Below are 22199 nucleotides of genomic sequence, written 5' to 3'. Positions count from 1 at the left end.
ATGAAGCATCATGAGTATATCAACACGAGATTTAACGGTTCTGCTAGGCGTCATCATGATCGTCTTCATGCTCGTCATTCCACTGCCCGCTATCATGCTCGATTTTTTAATCATCATCAATATTTTAATTGCCTTGATGGTACTACTCGTTGCGATGAATGCCAAAGAGGCACTTGAGTTTTCTGTATTTCCGACATTGTTACTGATCGTTACGCTGTTTCGTCTTGCGCTCAATGTCTCAACGACACGGGCGATTTTATCAAACGGAAACGGTGGCGAAGTCATCGAGGCTTTCGGTAGTTTTGTTGTCGGAGGTAACGCGCTTGTCGGCTTCGTCGTCTTCTTGATTCTCGTCTTAATCCAGTTTCTTGTCATCACAAAGGGTTCAGAACGAGTCTCGGAAGTCTCGGCACGTTTTACGCTCGATGCGATGCCAGGGAAACAAATGGCGATCGATGCTGATTTGAACTCCGGCATGATTGACGAATTGCAAGCCCGGACTCGTCGCCAAAAAATTCAGTCGGAAGCTGATTTTTATGGTGCGATGGATGGGGCGTCGAAGTTCGTTAAAGGAGATGCAATCGCAGGCATCATCATCGTCATCATCAACTTGATTTTCGGGATGATCATCGGTGTTGTCCAGCAGGGTTTACCGATGATGGAATCCGTCAATTTGTATACGTTGCTAACAGTTGGTGACGGTCTTGTCAGTCAGATTCCAGCCCTTTTGATATCGGTTGCGACCGGTATTATCGTCACACGTTCAACGTCTGATGGAAATCTTGGAGAGGATGTCATCGGTCAATTGACACGGACACCACTCCTCGTTGGAATTGCAGCAGGAGCTATCTTCTTACTTGGACTGTTCACGGCGATTCCGGATTACGTCACGATGCCGATCGCTGCACTGTTTGGATTCTTTGCTTGGCGAATGAAGCAGGCGACGAAGACGATGCAAGAAGAAGTTGCTGTCGAAGAAGCACCAAGCGAAAATTTACGATCAAGCGAATCAGTTATTTCCTTACTGAATGTTGATACGATTGAATTCGAATTCGGTTATGGTTTGATTCCGCTTGCTGATGAAGCGCAAGGTGGCGATTTACTCGATCGTGTCGTCATGATTCGTAGGCAACTAGCTCTTGAACTCGGATTCGTTCTTCCGACCGTTCGGATTCGGGATCACTTACAGTTATCACCGAATCAGTACCGGATTAAGATTCGCGGAAGTGAGATGGCAACCGGCGAACTGTTACTTGATCATTACTTAGCGATGAGTCCGGGTGTCGACGATCCAGAGATTCGAGGGATCGAGACTGTAGAACCGGCTTTTGGTATGCCGGCACTCTGGATTGATGAACAGACACGGAGCCGAGCAGAGATGTCAGGCTATACGGTCGTTGATCCACCATCTGTCGTTGCTACGCACTTAACAGAACTCTTAAAGAAACATGCTGCTGAATTACTTGGTCGAGAAGAAACGAAACAATTGGTCGATCATTTAAAAGAATCTCATCCGATTTTAGTGGAAGAAGTTACGCCGCAACTACTTTCGATTGGGGATTTGCAAAAAGTGTTCGTTCAATTACTAAAAGAGAAAATATCGATTCGAAATTTACCTTTAATTTTTGAAACGCTTGCTGATTATGCCGCAGTAACCAAGGATAGTGAATTACTAGCAGAGTATGTTCGCCAATCCTTATCACGTCAAATCACTGAACAAGTCATGCAAGGAGAGGTGTTACACGTCGTAACAGTCTCAAGTGAGATGGAACTCGATATCCAGTCGGCGATCCAGAAGACAGAGTTTGGTAATTATTTAGCGCTTGATCCCGAAAAAGCGAGTCGCTTCATCGAAACGCTGCAAGAACGGACGATGGAGTTTGAACGCTATGGCGCACATCCAATCATTCTGACTTCTCCAAGTATTCGAATGTTCGTTCGTCAGATGACGGAACGATACTTCCCGGATATTCCGGTCTTATCGTATAACGAATTGATGCCGACGATCGAAGTGAAGAGTATTGGGGTGATATAAGCAATGATAGTGAAAAAAATCGTAGCAGATACGGTGGCTGAAGCAATGGAGCGAGTTAAACAGGAGTTAGGCGAAGAAGCTATCATCTTGAATACACGGCATATAAAAGTCGGTGGTATTTTCGGGGTTTTTGCAAAACGAAAAGTAGAATTGGTCGGTTCGGTGGATGAACATGTAGAGGATAAAAGGACTGTTAAAGTAGAACAGCCGAATAGAGTGAACCCTCATGTAAACCAAATAGAACAGCGATCAATCGTAGAACGCCCTACAATTATTACGACAGGGGAAAGACCATTACCAAGAGAACTAAGACAGTACGCTAAGTTACTTGCGGAGCCAGCGTTGAATCAGTTGGCAGAACACCTACACGAGAAACTTGTGTCAACTTATTATCAAACGCAGCAAGCTGAATTGAACACGGTATTACTCGAAGAGGTTCAAGCGAAGATTCGGACGAAAACGACGCATTCGAAATTCATTATGTTAACAGGTCCTACAGGTGTCGGAAAGACGACTACGATTGCAAAACTAGCAGCACATTTTACGTTAACAGAAAAAAAACGAGTCGGTCTTATTACGACGGATACATATCGGATATCTGCCATTGAACAATTAAACACATATGCAGATATACTAGGTATCCCGATTCATGTTGCATACGATCTGAATGACTTTGAACAAGCGAAAGAAGCATTACAATCATGCGATATCGTTCTGATTGACACAGCGGGTAGGAATTTTCTTGATGTCGGGTATGTTGAACAATTAAAAAGTCGGCATACTTTTGAAGAGACGGATGTATTTCTCGTACTCAGTCTGACTGCGAAATATCAAGATCTACTTCGTATGTATGATCGCTTTCAATCCGTACCTGTATCTGGAATTATTTTCTCAAAAGCGGACGAGACAAGTGAATTATGGTCAATCGTTGGTCTCGCGGAAGAAAGTGATGTACCCATCTATTGTATAACCACTGGTCAAGAAGTACCTGAAGATATCTTGTTTAGTTCTGTAGAAGAGATATCCCAGATGATCGTCGAGAGAGGAATGGGATGATGCAAGAAGATCAAGCTCGAGTCCTACGCTCTAAGTTATCCGTAAATGAAACTAAAACGATTGCTATTGTTAGTGGTAAAGGTGGCGTTGGGAAAACGAACGTCGCTGTCAACTTAGGTGTTGCTCTATCTCTTCAAAACAAGAAGGTACTTATTATCGATTTAGATATCGGTATGGCCAACATTGGTATTTTACTCGGTAAATCTTCTAAGTTATCACTGATGGAATGTGTGAAGAAAAGAGAATCACTACAACAGTCAATTGTAGAATATTCACCAACCCTTCAGTTCATTCATGGGGGAAGTGGATTTGCTGAATTGACGAATTTCACGAGTGATGACATTACCTTTTTATTACGTGAATTTCGATTCTTCTATGAATATGATTATGTATTACTTGATCTAGGTGCCGGTGCTAATCATCAAACGTTTGATTTCATTGGTAGTGCAGATGAAGCATGGCTAGTTGTTACACCAGAACCTACTTCCATCATGGATGGGTACGCGTTTGTAAAATTAGCCCATCATCATGCGAATGAATTGCCTGTTTCCGTGATTGTTAATCGAGCTACGAATGGTGAAGAAGCTCTTGAAACATTTGATCGGCTCGAATTAGTCAGCTCTCAATTTTTAAGAAAATCACTACGTTTCATTGGTTTTCTACCTGAAGATCAAACAGTAGTGAAAGCGGTCAAAGCCCAAATGCCATTTTATATCATGGATCGAAAAAGTCATGTCAGTTGGCGAATGGATCACATTACTACTTCATTGACGGGTGTTCGCGTAAAAGAACGAAAGTTTTTAGATCGATTATTAAGTCGGCTAAAGCATGGGAAAGATCATGTCCATTAAGTTGGAAATAAAGGAGGAAATCATTCATGGACTTAAATGAATATGTAGGATTGTTCCTTGATGAATCAATGGAGCACCTTCAAGCAATCAATACAAGCTTATTGGATTTCGAACAACGTATGGATGACGAAGCTGTCATTGATCAAATTTTCCGGTCAGCTCACACACTCAAAGGAATGGCAGGAACGATGGGGTATGATGCTATCGCTGACTTAACGCATGAAATGGAGAGTGCTCTCGATTTAGTTCGCTCTAAAAAACAACCAGCTACTTCCGAACTGATTGATGTATTATTCGTCGCGGCAGAACAACTTGAAACGATGGTTGAAGATATTAGTCGAGGTGGAAAAGGAAAGTTAGATGTAACGGAGACGGTTAATCGATTGAAGCGATTCATTCAACCGAGTGATGTACAAGTTGAAACGAATGTTCTACCTACTACGCAACAGAATTTTGAATGTGATGTCTATTCAAAAGCGGTTGTCCAACAATCGATTGCAGCAGGCTATCAAGCATACGTGTTATCAGTCGAACTATCAGCTGATGTCATCTTAAAAGCTGCTCGCGTTTATATGGTGTTTGATCGTCTTCAATCACTGGGGGACGTCATTTTATCAAATCCGACTTCAGATGACTTAGAGCAAGAACATTTTGATACATCATTTGAGATTTTATTCGTAACACAAAGTGAAAAAGAGACGATTCGAGAAGCAGTTGAAGCCGTATCAGAAGTGGCGAATGTTTCCATCGTCCCTTTTGAGACGACGTCAGAAGCAGAAGTTGCCACTTCTACGTTGCAACAAGAACCTGTTACTGAAGAGATTCAAAAAGAGGCGACTTCTACGACGAGTGAACCAATGGATGTCACTGCACCAGTCGCTTCAAAAACGATCCGTGTCAATCTTGAACGGATTGACCGCCTCATGAACTTATTTGAGGAGTTCATCATCGATCGAGGTCGCTTAGAACGAATTGCGGCAGAAGTAGGTTCTCCTGAATTGACGGATACTGTTGAGCGAATTAAGCGTGGGACGAACGAATTACAGTCTCTCGTATTGACTTTACGTATGATGCCAATTGAACAAGTATTTAATCGTTTCCCACGAATGGTACGTTCTGTATCGAAAGATGTCGGAAAACACATAAAACTTCATATCACTGGTGCTGAGACAGAGTTGGATCGAACAGTCATCGATGAGATCGGAGATCCATTAGTTCACTTGATTCGTAATGCAATCGATCATGGAATCGAAAACAAAGCGGACCGAATTCTTGCTGGAAAACCTGTTGAAGGGAATTTATCATTACGCGCCTATCATTCGGGAAATCGAGTCTTCATTGAAATCGAAGATGATGGTGCTGGAATTAACCACGAGCGCGTCACACGAATCGCGATTGAAAAGGGGCTAATTACGGAAGAAGAGGCGGCACTATTAACAATTGAAGAAGCATCGATGTTATTATTCGCTCCAGGTTTTTCGACAGCAGAAACGGTGACAGATTTGTCCGGGCGAGGTGTAGGACTCGATGTTGTGAAATCCAAGATTGAATCTCTTGGTGGGGAAGTATTTGTAGAAACACGTCGTGGTGAAGGTACTATTTTCCGAATTAGTCTACCACTTACGTTATCTATCATTTCAGCAATGTTGGTTGAACTTGGTAAAGAAACGTATGCTATTCCGTTGACGGCAATCATCGAGACAACATCATTAAGAAGCTCTTCGATCTTACAGGCGCATCGCGAGAAAGTATTCGATTTCCGTGGACAATTGGTTCCATTGATTTCGTTAAATGAAGTCTATGGATTGCCGCAACATGAGGCGGAGGCTTACTCCGTTGTTGTTGTTCGTAGTGGTGAAAAGCTGGCAGGTTTAATCGTTTCTGAATTGATTGGACAACAAGAAATTGTCATGAAGCCGCTAGGTAGTTATCTCGAAGGTATTCGGGCTATTTCCGGAGCAACTATACTTGGCGATGGGCAAGTGGCATTAATCATTGACAGTAACGCTCTATTACGAAAGTGAGGGAATTGAAGATGGAACAAAAGTGGGTTGTTTTTCAACTAGAAGAGAATTCATATGGGATTGACGTACAATCTGTTCGTTCAATTGAACGTCTCATTCCCATCACACGAATTCCAAATGCTGCTTCTTACGTTAAAGGTGTAATTAATTTGCGTGGAGTCGTAACACCTGTGATTGATTTACGTTCACGTTTAGGTTTTGACGTAATCGAAGAAACAGAAGAAACACGGATCATCATTGCAACACTTGAGCACGGAGACGCTGGATTCATCGTTGATCGAGCGAATGAAGTCGTAGAATCTTCTGAAGTTAGAATCGAGCCTTTGGGCGAACAAAAACAGGAAGATGCATCTTACCTAACGGCAGTCGCAAAAGGAGAAGACCAACTGTTTTCTTTAATCGAACCAAATCGATTATTTGAGGATATCGTTCATGCTTAATTCAGATCAAAAAGATATTTTCAGAGAAATTGGAAATATCGGAGCAGGTCATGCTGCTACAGCATTGTCTACACTTTTAGGGAAACCAATTGAAATCGAAGTGCCTTCTGCCGAATTAGAATCGTTTACAACGATCATAGATCGTGTGGGCGGTGCAGAAGCTTACACGGCTGGCGCATTGTTACGGTTTTCAGGTGATATTCGAGCGACCTTGCTTTTTTTGATGCCACTCCATGATGCAGAAAAGTTAATTGGACAGCTAATGAAATCTGAATTCCAATTTTTCTCTGATTCTCATGAAATGGGGGTTTCTGCCTGGGAGGAAATCGGGAATATACTAATTGGGGCATATGCACGATCGATTTCAGATTGGTTGGATTTGTCCCTCCAAGTCAGTGTTCCTGCTTCTGCATTTGATATGGTTGGCGCACTTCTCGAGGTGGCATTGCTTGAATCTTCAACACCGGGAAATATGGCTTTGTATATCGACACTCATCTTTCTAGTGCCGGGAATGAATTGACTGGACACTTGCTTCTCCTTCCAGAAGCAAATGCGTTTCAGACAGTTTTTCAGCGATTGGGTGTGGACATTGATGGATGAACTCATACGTATTGGAATTGCAGAATACGCAATCAGCAAACAGCCTGTCATTCTTCGCACTGCTGGTCTTGGTTCTTGCGTTGGGGTCGTCATCTATGATCAAGAGCGAGGGTTATCAAGCATGGCACACGTGATGTTGCCAGATTCGGCCATTAGTCGTAATCGCGAGGCAGAAATCGGTAAGTTTGCAGATACTGCTATTTTAGAAATCGTAAAACGCTTACGAGCAAATGGTGCATTACGCTTACGTGCTAAGATCGCTGGTGGTGCACAGATGTTCCAATTCAAATACGAACATGAATCGATGCGAATTGGAGAACGAAACATTGCGTCCGTCAAAGATATGTTACAAAAGACAGGAATCCCACTCGTTGCAGAAGATGTAGGTGGCACGAATGGGCGGACGATCGAGTTCCACTCAAAGTCAGGACGTCTCGTTATCCGGACAGTAAATGTCGGGACGTTGGAAATATAGAGGAGGAATGGTCATGCGTGAGGAATTACAACAACTTTGGGATCGATGGCTATCGACACGTGATATCACGGTAGCAGATGAATTACTTTTGAATTACGAGCCTCTCGTTCAGTATCATGTTCAACGACTAAGTGCAACATTACCTAAAAGTGTCGATCGAGATGAATTGAAAAGTTTAGGGATGATGGGATTGTACGATGCTCTTCAAAAATTCGATCAAAATCATAATAATAAATTCGACACGTATGCCGCCTTTCGGATTCGAGGAGCAATTTTAGACGGATTGCGAAAAATCGATTGGTTACCACGTTCTTTACGAGAAAAAGCAAAGCGGGTCGAAGCAGCTGTTGAAATACTAGAGCAATCTCTTCAAAGAACTCCGACGATTGAAGAAGTATCTTCGATTGTAGAAATGTCTACAGATGAAGTGAAGAGTGCGTTAGCTGAAAGTTATTTTGCAAATATATTATCGATTGACGAAGCCGTCACTTTACAAGATGAAGGGAAAGCAATTACCGTTTCCTATCTAGACCCTGATACTGCGACTCCGGAAGACATGTTATTAATGCGTGAGTTGATTGCTAAATTAGCAGAGGAAGTTAAAGAGCTGTCAGAAAAAGAACAACTCGTCGTTTCCTTGTTCTACTATGAAGAATTAACATTGACTGAGATTGGCGAAATCCTTGAATTGTCAACATCTCGAATTTCTCAAATCCACTCTAAGGCTCTCCGTAAATTAAAAAATGCATTGGGAAGTGCCTACTTAGCAGATCGTGTCGCAATGTGAAAGGAAATCAATCATGACAGTCGTGTATATACTCTTAGCAGCTCTTATATGCTACGCACTACTTGTGCTGTTTCGTCAGCAAGCGGATTTAAAAGATCGTATATCCCGTTTAGAGCTTGAAAAAAGCGAAACAGAGCAAGTTTTATTAAGCTTTATGGAGCAAGTAAATGAAATGACCGAGCAGAACGTAAAATCTGAGGTATCATCTAATCCTATAAATGAAACATATCAGAATCCATCAATAGAATCAGTTTTACCTGAGGAAAATGTTGTACAAAATGAACGAGCTGAATCATATATTGAAACACCAGTTCCTTCTGAAGTACAGAACGAAGAACAGGTCTTAACAGATGTGGAGCAGGCTTTACGCGAAGGAACAGATCTTGAGACACTCGCTCGTTCTTTGAACCGGGGAACGGGTGAGGTCGCTTTAATTGCTAAACTTTCTCGTCAAACGAAGGTTGCTCCTCGTTAATCTTTATGCTATATTAGTCTACGGTGTTAATTACGCACGCATGTATCGCCAGCTGCGGTGCCTTTAATAGGTTAGCTGGACAGACGATCATCGCGGAGGACATCCAAAACCCAAAAGGAGGAATTCATCATGGCAGTAATCTCGATGAAACAATTGTTAGAAGCTGGTGTACACTTCGGTCACCAAACACGCCGTTGGAACCCAAAAATGGCAAAATACATCTTCACAGAACGGAACGGAATCTACATCATCGACCTTCAAAAAACGGTCAAAAAAGTAGACGAAGCATACAACTTCATCCGTGAAGTAGCGTCTGAAGGCGGAAACGTTCTTTTCGTTGGTACGAAAAAACAAGCTCAAGACACTGTGAAAGAAGAAGCGATCCGTGCAGGTCAATACTTCATCAACGAACGTTGGTTGGGTGGAACTCTCACGAACTTCTCTACAATCAAAAAACGTATCAACCGTTTGAAACAACTCGAAAAAATGGAAGAGAACGGTACATTCGAAGTTCTTCCTAAAAAAGAAGTCATCATTCTTAAAAAAGAAATGACTCGTCTTGAGAAATTCCTCGGCGGTATCAAAGATATGCCAGGCGTTCCGGATGCACTCTTCATCGTTGACCCACGCAAAGAGCGTATCGCGATTGCAGAAGCACACAAACTCAACATCCCAATCGTTGCGATTGTTGATACTAACTGTGATCCAGACGAAATCGACTACGTCATCCCAGCGAACGACGATGCGATCCGTGCAGTCAAATTGCTCACTGGTAAAATGGCTGACGCAATCCTCGAAGTTAAACAAGGCGAAGATAACGTAGCACCTGAAACTACTGAAGAAGTAGTAGCAGACGCTGAGTAATTCGTGATGCCAGGTGATAAAGGGAATCGACCTTTTATCACCTTTTTTTTTGAAACTAAGGATGTTATAAGGAGGAATATCGAATGGCTATTACAGCAGCAATGGTTAAAGAACTTCGTGAAAAAACAGGTGCAGGGATGCTCGACTGCAAAAAAGCACTCGTTGAAACTGACGGTGACATGAACGCAGCAGTAGATTTCTTGCGTGAAAAAGGGATTGCTAAAGCAGCAGCAAAAGGCGATCGTATCGCTGCTGAAGGGTTGACTGCAGTTGCAGTTGACGGTAACAAAGCGGCACTCGTCGAAATCAACTCAGAAACAGACTTCGTTGCGAAAAACGAACGTTTCCAAACACTCGTTCAAAATATCGCAGACGCTGTTCTCCGTAACGGTTCTGAGACTGCTGAAGCAGCTCTTGCTTCTGAATACGAAGCAGGTAAAACAATCGACACATACATCTCAGAAGAAGCTTCAACAATCGGAGAGAAAATCTCACTCCGTCGCGTAGCACTCTTCACAAAAGCAGATGACGCAGTCTTCGGTTCTTACCTCCACATGGGTGGACGCATCGGTTCAGTCGTCGTCATCGAAGGTACGACAGACGAAACAGTTGCAAAAGACGTTGCAATGCACATCGCAGCAGCACGTCCACTTTACGTTGACCGTACTTCTGTCACAGAAGAAGAAAAAGCGCGTGAAGAAAAAGTCCTCACTGAGCAAGCGTTGAACGAAGGAAAACCAGCTAACATCGTTGAAAAAATGATCGTTGGTCGTATGAACAAGTTCTTCGAGGAAATCTGCCTCGTCGATCAAACGTTCGTCAAAGATCCAGACTTCAAAGTTGGTAAATATGTAGAATCTAAAGGCGGTAAAGTCGTGTCATTCGTACGCTTCGAAGTTGGAGAAGGTATGGAAAAACGCGAAGAGAACTTCGCTGAAGAAGTTATGAACCAACTTAAAAAATAAGAATCGGGATCATCCTGATGACAAGAGAAGGAACACGTATGCTTCAATCCACTTTCGTGTGGAAGTGGTTCGTGTTCCTTTTTTACGGAATTTAGCAAGGGGGACATAGTCATGCAACCGAAATATAACCGGATTGTGTTAAAATTGAGCGGAGAAGCGCTCGCAGGAGATCAAGGGTTTGGGATCAATCCTGTCATCGTCAAATCTATCTCGGAACAGATTCGCGAATTAGTTGAATTGAACGTTGAAGTAGCGGTCGTCGTCGGAGCTGGAAACATTTGGCGTGGCAAAACAGGTGCAGAACTTGGGATGGACCGAGCCAACGCCGATTATATGGGGATGTTAGCGACAGTCATGAACTCGCTTGCGCTTCAAGACAGCTTAGAAGATGTAGGTGTTGAAACACGTGTTCAAACATCAATCGAGATGCGCCAAGTAGCAGAACCGTACATTCGCCGTCGTGCGATGCGTCACCTTGAAAAAGGACGCGTCGTCATCTTTGCAGCAGGTACAGGGAATCCGTACTTCTCGACAGATACGACAGCTGCTCTTCGTGCAGCTGAAATTGAAGCAGAGGTCATCTTGATGGCGAAAAACAACGTTGATGGTGTCTACTCAGCTGACCCGAATGTTGATCCAGAAGCGAAGAAGTTCGAAACGCTCTCTTACTTGGATGTCTTAAAGGATGGACTTCAAGTCATGGATTCTACAGCAACATCACTTTGTATGGACAATGACATCCCGCTCATCGTCTTCTCGTTGATGGAAGAAGGTAACATCAAACGTGTCGTCATCGGTGACGAAATCGGGACAATCGTAAGGGGGAAATAATATGTCAAAAGAAATCTTAAAACAAGCCGAAGAACGGATGGAAAAAGCACATCTTTCACTTAAGAAAGAACTTGCGACACTCCGCGCCGGTCGTGCGAACGTTGCGATTTTAGATCCTGTTCAAGTCGAATACTACGGTTCACCGACACCGCTCAATCAAGTAGCGAACGTCAACACACCAGAAGCACGTCTGATCTTGATCACTCCATGGGATAAATCAATGGTCAGCGAGATTGAAAAAGCGATTCAACGTGCTGATCTTGGTCTTGCGCCATCATCTGATGGTACAGTCATCCGTCTTGCGATTCCACCGCTAACGGAAGAGCGCCGGAAGGAACTCGTCAAACTCGTCAAGAAGTATACGGAAGAAGGTAAGGTTGCCCTCCGTAACATTCGTCGTGATACGAACGAGCAGTTAAAGAAACAAGAAAAAGATGGTGCATTGACAGAAGATGATTTGCGTGGCTACACAGAAGATGTTCAGACGTTGACAGACAAGTTCGTTAAACAACTTGATCAGACAGCAACGGAAAAAGAACAAGAAATCATGGAAGTATGACGCGACGGATCGTCATGGGGGGGACTCTTTGTCACACGAAGAGTCCCTTTCTTCATAATTGAGAGAGGAGGAAGTGCGGATGTTTCAATGGTTGAATCAGACGAAAGAAACCGAAACCTATGACCGGGTGCCTGAGCACGTCGCTATCATCATGGATGGAAACGGTAGATGGGCACAAAAGCGCGGACTTCCGCGTATCATGGGACATCGCGAAGGCATGAAATCGATTCGTGAGGTCGTTCGGGTTGCAAATGAACTCGGCGTTAAGAGTCTGACATTATACGCCTTCTCGACGGAGAATTGGACGCGTCCGGAAGAAGAAGTGAGTTTTCTCATGAAACTGCCGGCACAATTTCTAGAGTCGGATTTAAAAGAGTTAGACGCGCAAAATGTCAAAGTCGAGGTAGCAGGAGAAGTGTCACGCCTCCCCCATTTCACACGTGAGGCAGTGGAACAAGCGAAACTGGATACGCAACACAATACAGGACTTCGTCTGATTTTCGCTCTGAATTATGGAGGACGCGATGAGCTCGTGCAAGTCATGCAAAAACTGGGCGCACAGGTTCAGGCAGGAACATTGTCACCGGACGCGATTACACCGGAGACGATCGAGCGCGAGCTAATGACAGGATCCGTAACCGATGTCGATTTCGTGATTCGAACGAGTGGCGAACAACGGTTATCGAACTTCTTACTTTGGCAAGCGGCGTACGCAGAGTTTTATTTTACAGATGTCTTGTGGCCAGAGTTCCGTCGGGATGCTTTCTTGGCAGCAATTGAAGATTACAATCAACGGACACGCCGATTTGGCGGCGTCTGATTAAATGAGGAACTAGCTTATGAAAACTCGGATTATCACAGGGATATGGGCAGGCGCCATCTTTTTGACGCTTTTGTACATCGGTGGACTTCCCTTTTTAGCGTTTATGGCAATACTAACGATTCTCGGTTTTACCGAGCTCGTCCGGATGCGACAATGGAGCGGTTCGCGCATTCCACGGATTTTATTCGGGATCGGCACATTATTACCATTCGTCGGTATCTATGAAGAGGCAGTCGATCGGACACTCCCAATCGGACTTTCACCAATCGCTTGGGCAATGATCATTTTATTGATCGGTCTCTTTTGGAATGTGTTTTCGAAAAATGTCTTTACGTTCGATGATGTCGCCTTTTTACTGCTGACTGCGGTTTATGTCGGTGTCGGTTTTGCATCGTTCGCCTACATCCGCTTACTCGAACATGGATTAACGTGGTCGCTCTTGATCATTCTCTTGATCTGGTTTACGGATTCAGGGGCGTACTTCGTCGGGAAGCGATTTGGTAAGAATAAACTGTGGCCGTCAATCAGCCCGAACAAAACGATTGAAGGGGCAGTCGGTGGCGTACTACTTGCCATCTTACTCGGTGTCGTGTTTGAAAGTATCGAACCGACAGTCGGTTTTGGGAAAGTCATTGTCCTTGCCATCATCGTTGCCGTCGTTGGGCAACTTGGTGACTTGGTCCAGTCCGCTTACAAACGCCATTATGGTGTGAAGGATTCTGGAACGTTACTACCGGGCCATGGTGGTATTCTAGATCGGTTCGACAGCATGATGATCGTCTTTACGGTCCTCGTCGTACTCGATATCTTTGCTTGAGGAGGCGCTTCATTATGAAGAAAATCAGTATCATCGGTGGAACGGGATCGATTGGTACGCAGACACTTGATGTCATTGCGGCTAATCCAGACCTTTTTGAATTGACGAGTTTTGCATTTGGCCGCAACACGACGGTTGCCGTACCGTGGTTGAATCGTTTGCAACCGATGCTTGTCGGAGTTCAAGATGAGACAACACGTCAAGAACTCGAGCAGCAGTTGAGTTATCAGCCGACGATCGTCATCGGTGAAGAAGGATTGCTTGATGTCGTGACGCATCCTGAAGTCGATACAGTCATTACAGCGGTCGTAGGAGCTGTCGGCTTACGTCCGACGCTTGCCGCAATCGAGGCGGGTAAGACGATTGGTCTTGCGAACAAAGAAACACTCGTCACGGCAGGGCACCTTGTCATGAAGCTCGCGCGCGAAAAAAACGTGACGATTTTACCAGTCGATAGTGAGCATGCGGCGATTTTCCAATGCTTGAACGGTGAGCGGCGAGAAGATGTCCGTCAAATCATCTTGACGGCGTCAGGTGGGAGCTTCCGTGATCAATCACGTGAAGAGCTGGCAGACGTGACGGTCGAACAAGCACTAGCGCATCCGAACTGGTCGATGGGAGCAAAAATCACGATTGATTCCGCGACGATGATGAACAAAGGGTTCGAAGTCATTGAAGCGCACTGGTTATTTGATGTCGACTATGCGGATATCGATGTCGTCATTCACCGTGAATCCATCATCCACTCGATGGTCGAATTCAACGATGGAGCTGTCATGGCTCAGCTTGGTATGCCCGACATGCGAGAACCGATTCAGTACTCTCTTACATATCCGTCCCGCCTTGAAATCCAAGGGGGAGAACGGTTAAACTTAAAGGAAATCGGACGCTTACACTTTGCTGATGCATCATTTGAGCGTTATCCGTTGTTACGACTTGCTTTTGAAGCGGGTCAAGCCGGCGGATCGATGCCATCAGTACTCAATGCTGCGAACGAACAAGCGGTGGACCGTTTCTTAAAAGGGGACATTCGCTTTTTAGAAATCGAAGCGAGCGTCGAGGCGGCGCTTCAAGCTCATGAGCTTATCGAGGAGCCTTCTTTGGATCAAATCCTTGAAGCTGATCGATGGGCGCGTGAGTTCGTATCGTCTCTTACATTCGCTAACTAAGGATGGGATAAGTAATGACGACCTTTATTTCAATCGTGCTGATGTTCGGTGTACTCGTCGCCGTCCATGAATGGGGTCATCTCGTAATGGCGAAGCGGGCAGGTATTCTCTGTCGGGAATTCGCGATTGGATTTGGACCGAAGATCTTTTCAGTGTTTAAGAATGAGACGTTGTATACGGTACGCCTGTTGCCGATTGGTGGTTACGTCAAGATGGCGGGTGAAGAACCTGAACTCGTAGAAATCAAATCAGGTCAAACCGTTGGATTACAGTTAAAGGACGGCGTCATCGAGACGATTTATTTCGATGCGGATCAGCCACAAGTCGATCAAGTCGTTACTGTCGAGCGGATTGACTTGTTGCGTCAACTCGAACTCGTTGGGTTACAAGACGAGACATCGGTTCGCTATCCTGTCTCACCGACAGCATTTCTTGTCGAAGGTCAGACACGGACCCAAATTGCGCCATATGACCGCACATTTGGTTCGAAATCCGTATGGAAACGCGTCCTTGCGATTGCTGCAGGACCGTTCATGAACTTTGTCCTTGCGTTCGTCATTTTATTCGGTCTTGCCTTATATAATGGTTCTCCGACAGGGGAAAGCGTCATCGGAACAGTACAAAAAGGTTCACCTGCCGATCAAGCAGGACTTGTTGAAGGTGACCGGATTATCTCGGTCAACGGACAGGATACAGCAAAATGGACAGATTTACGTGCTGGATTCCAAGATCGTGCTGGGAAAGCGACAGAAGTAAAATATGAGCGTGATGGAAAAGAGACGACAACTGAGATCACGCCAAAAGTGCAACAGCAAGGGGAACAGAAGGTTGGCATCATCGGTGTCACGAATGAGACAGAAAAATCATTCGGAACAGCACTACAAACGGGCGTTTCAGAAACATGGCGGATGTCGACGCTTATCGTCGGAGCTGTTGGAGATCTCGTAACGGGTGTCGTTGGCGTCGATCAATTATCAGGACCAGTCGGGATCGTTAAAATGACCGATCAGGTCGCAGATAGTGGGTTCTCGATGCTCTTGACATGGACAGCATTGTTGTCCGTCAACTTAGCAGTCTTCAACTTATTGCCACTTCCAGCACTTGACGGAGGACGCTTGTTGTTCCTCTTCCTTGAAGCCTTACGCGGTAAACCAGTTGATCCTCAAAAAGAAGGATTGGTTCACTTCGTCGGTTTTGCGCTTTTGATGCTACTCATGCTCGTCGTCACTTGGAACGACATTCAAAAATTCTTTTAATTAATCACTCAGTCAAAGGAGTTCGTGACTCATTATGAAACAATCAAAACTATTCATGCCAACGTTGCGTGAAGTACCATCTGATGCAGAAGCCATCAGTCACCAACTCTTGCTTCGTGCAGGATTCATGCGTCAAAATGCCGCTGGGATCTATTCGTATCTCCCACTCGCAAAACGAGTACTCGCAAACATCGAGACGATCATCCGCGAGGAATTAGAAGCGGCGGGTGCGCAAGAATTACTAATGCCAGCGATTCAACCAGCTGAACTATGGGAAGAAACAGGACGCTGGGATATCTATGGACCTGAATTAATGCGCTTGACGGATCGTCATGATCGCCGGTTCGCGCTCGGAGCGACGCACGAGGAACTGATCACTTCAATCGTTCGTGATGAATTGAACTCGTACAAAAAGTTACCGGTCAATCTCTTCCAGATTCAAATGAAGTACCGTGACGAACGTCGTCCACGTTTCGGTTTATTACGTGGTCGTGAGTTCATCATGAAGGACGCTTATTCGTTCCATTCTTCACAAGAGAGCTTAGACGAAGAGTATCAAAACATGTTTGATACGTATTCGCGCATCTTCACACGTGTTGGTCTTGAGTTCCGTCCAGTCGTCGCTGACTCAGGTGCGATTGGTGGTAGTGGAACACATGAGTTCCATGCGTTAGCAGCAATCGGTGAAGATACGATCGTCTACTCAGACCAATCGGATTATGCAGCGAACTTAGAGATGGCAGAGTCCATCGATGCCTATCCGAAGCAAGACAAAGCACCAGAAGCACTTGAAGAAGTGCATACGGCAGATGCGAAGACGATCGAAGCGGTCAGCGCACATTTGAATTTACCAGCAAACGAATCAATCAAGACCGTCATCTTCAAGACGGAGCAAGGGCTTGTCATGGCACTCGTCCGGGGCGATCACGAAGTCAACGATATCAAGTTGAAAAACTATCTGGGAGCACTCGACATCACGATGGCGAGCGACGAAGAGATTGAAGCAGCGCTTCACTCAACGCCTGGAACACTCGGACCGATCGGAGCAGACATGAAGATCGTCGCCGATTACGCGATTCGTGCCTTGACGAACGCTGTCTGTGGTGCAAACAAAGCGGAAACGCATTATATCCATGTCGACCCAAGTCGTGATTTCGAAGCAGAATATACAGACTTGCGCTTCGTCGAAGAAGGTGACGCGTCACCAGACGGCAACGGAAACGTTAAATTCGCACGTGGCATCGAAGTCGGTCAAGTCTTCAAACTCGGAACACGTTACTCTGAAGGAATGGGAGCGACGTTCCTCGATGAAGGCGGTAAAGCACAACCACTCATCATGGGATGTTACGGCATCGGTGTCTCGCGGACATTGTCGGCAGTCGTCGAACAGCATTATGATGAGCGTGGGATCATTTGGCCAAAAGCGATCGCACCATACGATGTCCATTTGATCGTCGTCAATGGTAAAAATGCGGAACAGCTTGAACTCGGAGAAACACTATACCGTGAGTTGACAGCTGCAGGTTTTAGCGTCCTACTTGACGACCGGAAAGAACGAGCAGGCGTCAAATTCGCCGATGCGGATTTGATCGGTCTACCGGTTCGCTTGAACGTCGGCAAAAAAGCGGCAGAAGGAATCGTCGAATTAAAAGCCCGTCGTGGTGGCGATGCAGAAGAAATTGGACAAGAACAAGTCGTTGAGGCTGTTCGTTCACTCTATGAAGGTTTAGAATAAAGAATGGAGACGGTCACTTTTCATAAAGTGACTGTTTTCTTGTCTCACACCCATTCGCCCCTTGGGCAATCCGCAAGAGGAGGAGGAGTTGCTGTCACGGTGTGAAGCGATCAGACAGCACAATTGCGAGTGGATACACAACAACGCATGTCACTGTTGCTTAGTGACTTGGAATTACCGAATGGTATCATTGAAGAATACTTTAACGAAGCAGTTCTTGAGAAGCTTCGCGTCAATAAAGCAAAAGCAACCTGGACATTTGAGATCCGCTTGCCACAGGTTTTGCCACAAAACGTCTATCAACTCTTTACGAGTCGCTTGATAAGTCGGTATCAGCAATTCGCCGAAGTCAAGGTCATCCTATACGCGGATGGTCGACCAGACGAACGCCTGTATCATGATTACTGGCCATACGTCGTGCAGGATCTCGCAGATGTCTCATCGGCGATGCGGACACAACTTGGACGGGTCTTACCGGAGTTCAAAGAACAGAAATTATTCATTCCGGTCCGGAGTGAACCGGAAGCAGGATTCTTAAAAAGTAGCTTATGTGGTGAGTTGCAGTTACTTTACAGTGCTTACGGATTCCCGAAATTCAACTGTGAACCGATTGTTCAAATCAACGAATCGAAACAAGAAGCGTTGCGAAATCAGGTGAAACAGGAAGACATGGAAGAAGCAAAGCGGATGCTCGAGTTGCAATTCAAACGGGAACAGTCGCGGGATGACGATGAAGGACCGGTTGAGATCCGGATCGGGAAACCGATTCAAGATGAGATTGTCCCAATCAAGACGATCCAAGACGAGGAACGACGGATCGCGATCCGTGGTCTCGTTTTCTCAGCTGAAAGTCGTGAATTACGAAGCGGAAAGACAATCTTTACGTTTAAGATGACGGATTATACGGACTCCCTTGTCGTCAAGATGTTTGCGCGTGACGAGACAGACGTCAAGATTCTCTCTGCGATCAAAAAAGGGATGTGGATCCAGGCGGCAGGCCGCGTTGAGTTCGATACATTCCTGCGCGATCTTTGTATGATGATTGCCCAACTGTCAGAAGTGAAGATGGAAGCCCCTGCTGACCCTTGGGCAGGCGAGAAGCGTGTCGAGTTACACGCGCACTCGCAAATGAGCCAGATGGACGCCGTCATGAACGTGACGAAATACGTCGAACGCGCGGCGAAATGGGGTCATCCTGCTGTTGCGATCACGGATCACGCGGGTGCCCAAAGTTTCCCGGATGCCTACTATGCCGGAAAGAAAAACGATATCAAGGTATTGTATGGAATCGAAGCGAATGTCGTCGATGACGGGGTGCAAGTCGCCTATCATCCCGTGGACCGTAACTTAGATGACGCGACATTCGTTGTCTTTGACGTCGAGACGACGGGTTTATCGGCGATGTACAACAAGATCATCGAACTTGCAGCCGTCAAGATCCACGACGGTGATATCATCGATAAGTTCGAAGCGTTCGCGGATCCGAAGCATCTATTGTCGGCGACGACGATTGATTTGACAGGAATCACCGATGATATGGTCCGCGGAAAACCAGACCCGGAACAAGTCGTCAAGGAATTCATGGATTGGGTCGGCGATTCGATTCTCGTTGCCCATAATGCCTCATTCGATATCGGATTCTTGAATGCAACACTACGATCCGGTGGACACGATGAATCGATCTTGCCAGTCATTGATACGCTTGAGCTAGCCCGTGTTTTGATGCCGACGCTAAAAAACCACCGATTGAACACACTCGCGAAACGATTTGACATCGAATTGACGCAGCATCACCGCGCCATTTATGACGCGGAAGCGACAGGCTACTTGATGGTCAAGTTGCTGCAAATGGCGGATGAGATGTTCGACATGAAGACACACGCCTCACTCAACAGGGAGATGGGGAAAGATATCTCGCGGGCACGACCATACCACGCGACGGTCTATGCGAAGAACCGGACGGGCTTGAAGAATTTGTACCAATTGATTTCGATTGCTCATACAAAACACGTGCACCGTGTCGTCCGCACACCGCGCTCGCAACTCGTCGCGCACCGGGATGGATTGATCATTGGATCAGCTTGCGATAATGGCGAAGTGTTTGATGCCGCCTTGAACAAGTCGGACGAAGATTTAGCGAAAGTGATGCAGTTCTATGATTTCATCGAGATTCAGCCACCCGCGATGTATGGACATTTGATCGAACGGGAAATCGTTCAGAATGAACTCGAACTGCGCGAACTGATTAAAAAGATCATCCGCGTCGCGGAAGAACATGATATCTTACCAGTCGCGACAGGGAATGTGCATTACCTCGATCAACATGATGCCACGTACCGGGAGATTTTGATCCGGACGCAAGGTGGAGCGAACATGCTGAACATGCGAAAACAATTGCCGCCGGCGCACTTCCGGACGACGAAGGAAATGATGGACGACTTCAAGTTCCTCGGACCGGATGTGTCTGAACGTCTCGTCATCACGAACAGTCAAGCCGTCGCGGAACAGTTCGAGAACATCGACATCATTCCAAAAGATCTCTATACACCGAAGATCGAAGGGGCAGATGAAGAAGTCCGAAACTTGTCGTACGATATGGCGCACCGGATTTACGGCGACACGTTACCAGAGATCGTCGAAGCCCGACTCGAAAAAGAGTTGAAGTCGATCATCGGTCACGGATTCGCCGTTATCTATCTGATTTCCCATAAACTCGTAAAAAAATCACTCGACGACGGCTATTTGGTCGGTTCACGGGGATCGGTCGGATCAAGTCTCGTTGCGACGATGACCGAGATCACGGAAGTCAATCCATTACCACCGCATTATGTCTGTCCAAATTGTAAGGAATCGGAGTTCTTCGATGATGGTTCCGTTGGTTCGGGATTCGACTTACCGGATAAATCCTGTTCGAAATGTGATATCCCGTTGTTTAAGGATGGTCATGACATTCCGTTCGAGACGTTCCTTGGATTTAAAGGGGATAAAGTACCGGATATCGATTTGAACTTCAGTGGAGAATACCAGCCGCAAGCCCATGCCTATACGAAAGTCTTGTTCGGTGACGATTACGTCTATCGTGCCGGAACGATCGGAACGATCGCCGAGAAGACGGCGTATGGCTATGTCAAAGGGTATCAGTCGGAGAATGAGCTGACGTATCGGAATGCGGAAGTCGATCGTCTCGTCAGTGGTGTCACCGGTGTCAAACGGACGACCGGACAACACCCAGGTGGGATCATCGTCGTACCGGACTATATGGATATTTATGATATTAGTCCGATTCAGTATCCGGCAGACGATATGGGTTCTGAATGGAAGACGACACACTTCGACTTCCACTCGATTCACGATAACTTACTCAAACTCGATATCCTCGGTCACGATGACCCGACGATGATCCGGATGCTACAGGATTTATCAGGACGAGATCCAAAGACGATTCCGGTCGATGACCCGGAAGTCATGAAAATCTTCAGTTCGACGGAATCGATCGGTGTGACGCCGGAACAGATTGATTCGAAAACAGGAACGCTCGGTATTCCGGAGTTTGGAACGAAGTTCGTCCGCCAAATGTTAGAAGAGACGAAACCGACGACGTTCTCGGAACTCGTCCAGATTTCAGGACTCTCGCACGGAACGGATGTCTGGCTCGGAAACGCCAGCGAATTGATTTACAACGGAACATGTGAACTAAAAGACGTCATCGGTTGTCGAGATGACATCATGGTCTACTTGATCTACGCCGGTCTTGAACCGTCGCTTGCCTTTAAAATCATGGAGTCGGTCCGAAAAGGGAAAGGACTCTCGATTGACATGGAAGAGGCGATGATCGAGAACGATGTACCGCTTTGGTATATCGATTCCTGCAAGAAAATCAAGTACATGTTCCCAAAAGCTCACGCTGCCGCCTACGTCTTGATGGCCGTCCGGATTGCTTACTATAAGGTCCACCATCCGATGTATTACTACGCTTCGTACTTTACGGTTCGTGCGGGTGACTTTGATATCGGTGCGATGAATAAAGGCTCTGCTGCCGTTCGGAAAGTCTTGCAAGACATCAAGGACAAAGGTTTCGAAGCGACGGCGAAGGATAAGGGATTGTACACGGTTCTTGAAATCGCGCTTGAGATGATCGAACGCGGCTTTACGTTCCAAAAAGTCGATCTCTATCGCTCAAGTGCAACGGAATTCCTCATTGATGGGGATACGTTGTTACCACCGTTTAATGCCGTGACAGGTCTCGGGACGAATGCTGCGAAGCAAATCGTCGAAGCACGTAAAGGCGGCGAATTCCTCTCGAAGGAAGACCTCCAAAAACGCGCTAAATTGTCGAAATCGATCATCGAGACGCTCGATAACCTAGGCTGTCTCGAAGGGTTACCAGACGAGAATCAGCTCTCCTTGTTCGACTTGTAAGCCCTTAGGAACACTTG

The 22199-nt window shown here is 45.8% G+C and carries 19 protein-coding genes; all 19 read left to right on the top strand.

Features of this window, described 5'->3' with window-relative positions:
* Nucleotides 1-10 precede the first annotated feature (10 nt).
* The 19 genes from flhA (at nucleotide 11) to B4C70_RS05145 (ending at nucleotide 22182) form a co-directional block, all read left to right on the top strand.
* Complete coding sequence (gene flhA, locus B4C70_RS05235; protein ID WP_290777343.1) at nucleotides 11-2035, top strand: flagellar biosynthesis protein FlhA; 2025 nt, start codon at nucleotides 11-13, stop codon at nucleotides 2033-2035.
* Nucleotides 2036-2038: 3 nt separating this feature from the next.
* Complete coding sequence (locus tag B4C70_RS05230; protein ID WP_035396778.1) at nucleotides 2039-3091, top strand: GTP-binding protein; 1053 nt, start codon at nucleotides 2039-2041, stop codon at nucleotides 3089-3091.
* The gene (locus B4C70_RS05225; protein WP_035396779.1) at nucleotides 3088-3942 is read left to right on the top strand and encodes a MinD/ParA family protein; all 855 of its coding nucleotides are present in this window, start codon (nucleotides 3088-3090) and stop codon (nucleotides 3940-3942) included. The genes B4C70_RS05230 and B4C70_RS05225 overlap by 4 nt, the downstream gene beginning before the upstream one ends.
* A gap of 26 nt (nucleotides 3943-3968) precedes the next feature.
* Complete coding sequence (locus B4C70_RS05220) at nucleotides 3969-5966, top strand: chemotaxis protein CheA (RefSeq protein ID WP_290777341.1); 1998 nt, start codon at nucleotides 3969-3971, stop codon at nucleotides 5964-5966.
* An 11-nt stretch (nucleotides 5967-5977) separates the two neighbouring features.
* Nucleotides 5978-6406, top strand: coding sequence for a chemotaxis protein CheW (locus B4C70_RS05215; protein WP_023468698.1), 429 nt, complete (start codon nucleotides 5978-5980; stop codon nucleotides 6404-6406).
* Nucleotides 6399-7007 (top strand): chemotaxis protein CheC, encoded by a 609-nt coding sequence (locus B4C70_RS05210; protein WP_023468697.1) that lies wholly within the window; start codon nucleotides 6399-6401, stop codon nucleotides 7005-7007. The genes B4C70_RS05215 and B4C70_RS05210 overlap by 8 nt, the downstream gene beginning before the upstream one ends.
* Nucleotides 7000-7482, top strand: a complete 483-nt coding sequence (locus B4C70_RS05205; RefSeq protein ID WP_023468696.1) for a chemotaxis protein CheD — start codon at nucleotides 7000-7002, stop codon at nucleotides 7480-7482. Before B4C70_RS05210 ends, B4C70_RS05205 begins: the two co-directional genes overlap by 8 nt.
* A gap of 13 nt (nucleotides 7483-7495) precedes the next feature.
* Entirely contained in the window at nucleotides 7496-8269 is a 774-nt protein-coding gene (locus B4C70_RS05200) for a FliA/WhiG family RNA polymerase sigma factor (protein WP_290777339.1), read from the top strand.
* Between the two features lie 13 nt (nucleotides 8270-8282).
* On the top strand, nucleotides 8283-8744 hold the full coding sequence (locus B4C70_RS05195) for a hypothetical protein (RefSeq protein ID WP_055968633.1): 462 nt from the start codon (nucleotides 8283-8285) through the stop codon (nucleotides 8742-8744).
* Between the two features lie 129 nt (nucleotides 8745-8873).
* Complete coding sequence (gene rpsB, locus B4C70_RS05190; RefSeq protein ID WP_012370721.1) at nucleotides 8874-9608, top strand: 30S ribosomal protein S2; 735 nt, start codon at nucleotides 8874-8876, stop codon at nucleotides 9606-9608.
* Between the two features lie 83 nt (nucleotides 9609-9691).
* Complete coding sequence (tsf, locus tag B4C70_RS05185) at nucleotides 9692-10573, top strand: translation elongation factor Ts (protein WP_023468693.1); 882 nt, start codon at nucleotides 9692-9694, stop codon at nucleotides 10571-10573.
* Between the two features lie 111 nt (nucleotides 10574-10684).
* A complete protein-coding gene (pyrH, locus tag B4C70_RS05180; RefSeq protein ID WP_029342047.1) occupies nucleotides 10685-11404 on the top strand; it encodes a UMP kinase in 720 nt (239 codons plus the stop codon).
* A 1-nt stretch (nucleotide 11405) separates the two neighbouring features.
* Nucleotides 11406-11963, top strand: a complete 558-nt coding sequence (frr, locus tag B4C70_RS05175; protein ID WP_023468691.1) for a ribosome recycling factor — start codon at nucleotides 11406-11408, stop codon at nucleotides 11961-11963.
* Nucleotides 11964-12042: 79 nt separating this feature from the next.
* Nucleotides 12043-12783, top strand: coding sequence for an isoprenyl transferase (locus B4C70_RS05170; protein ID WP_029342046.1), 741 nt, complete (start codon nucleotides 12043-12045; stop codon nucleotides 12781-12783).
* A 19-nt stretch (nucleotides 12784-12802) separates the two neighbouring features.
* Nucleotides 12803-13603, top strand: coding sequence for a phosphatidate cytidylyltransferase (locus B4C70_RS05165; protein WP_290777335.1), 801 nt, complete (start codon nucleotides 12803-12805; stop codon nucleotides 13601-13603).
* A 14-nt stretch (nucleotides 13604-13617) separates the two neighbouring features.
* Nucleotides 13618-14772, top strand: coding sequence for a 1-deoxy-D-xylulose-5-phosphate reductoisomerase (locus B4C70_RS05160; RefSeq protein ID WP_290777332.1), 1155 nt, complete (start codon nucleotides 13618-13620; stop codon nucleotides 14770-14772).
* 14 nt (nucleotides 14773-14786) lie between these two features.
* Nucleotides 14787-16028 carry an RIP metalloprotease RseP gene (gene rseP, locus B4C70_RS05155; RefSeq protein ID WP_023468687.1) on the top strand — a complete coding sequence of 414 codons (1242 nt, stop codon included), beginning with the start codon at nucleotides 14787-14789 and terminating at the stop codon, nucleotides 16026-16028.
* Between the two features lie 34 nt (nucleotides 16029-16062).
* Entirely contained in the window at nucleotides 16063-17763 is a 1701-nt protein-coding gene (locus B4C70_RS05150) for a proline--tRNA ligase (RefSeq protein WP_050677461.1), read from the top strand.
* 147 nt (nucleotides 17764-17910) lie between these two features.
* The gene (locus B4C70_RS05145; RefSeq protein WP_290777382.1) at nucleotides 17911-22182 is read left to right on the top strand and encodes a PolC-type DNA polymerase III; all 4272 of its coding nucleotides are present in this window, start codon (nucleotides 17911-17913) and stop codon (nucleotides 22180-22182) included.
* The last annotated feature ends 17 nt before the right edge of the window (nucleotides 22183-22199 follow it).

Origin of the sequence: Exiguobacterium sp. UBA5002 (assembly GCF_002396765.1) — a bacterium.
Lineage (GTDB): Bacteria > Bacillota > Bacilli > Exiguobacteriales > Exiguobacteriaceae > Exiguobacterium_A.
Note: the sequence above shows the minus strand (reverse complement) of the source record. Positions and strands in the feature narration are given on the sequence as shown.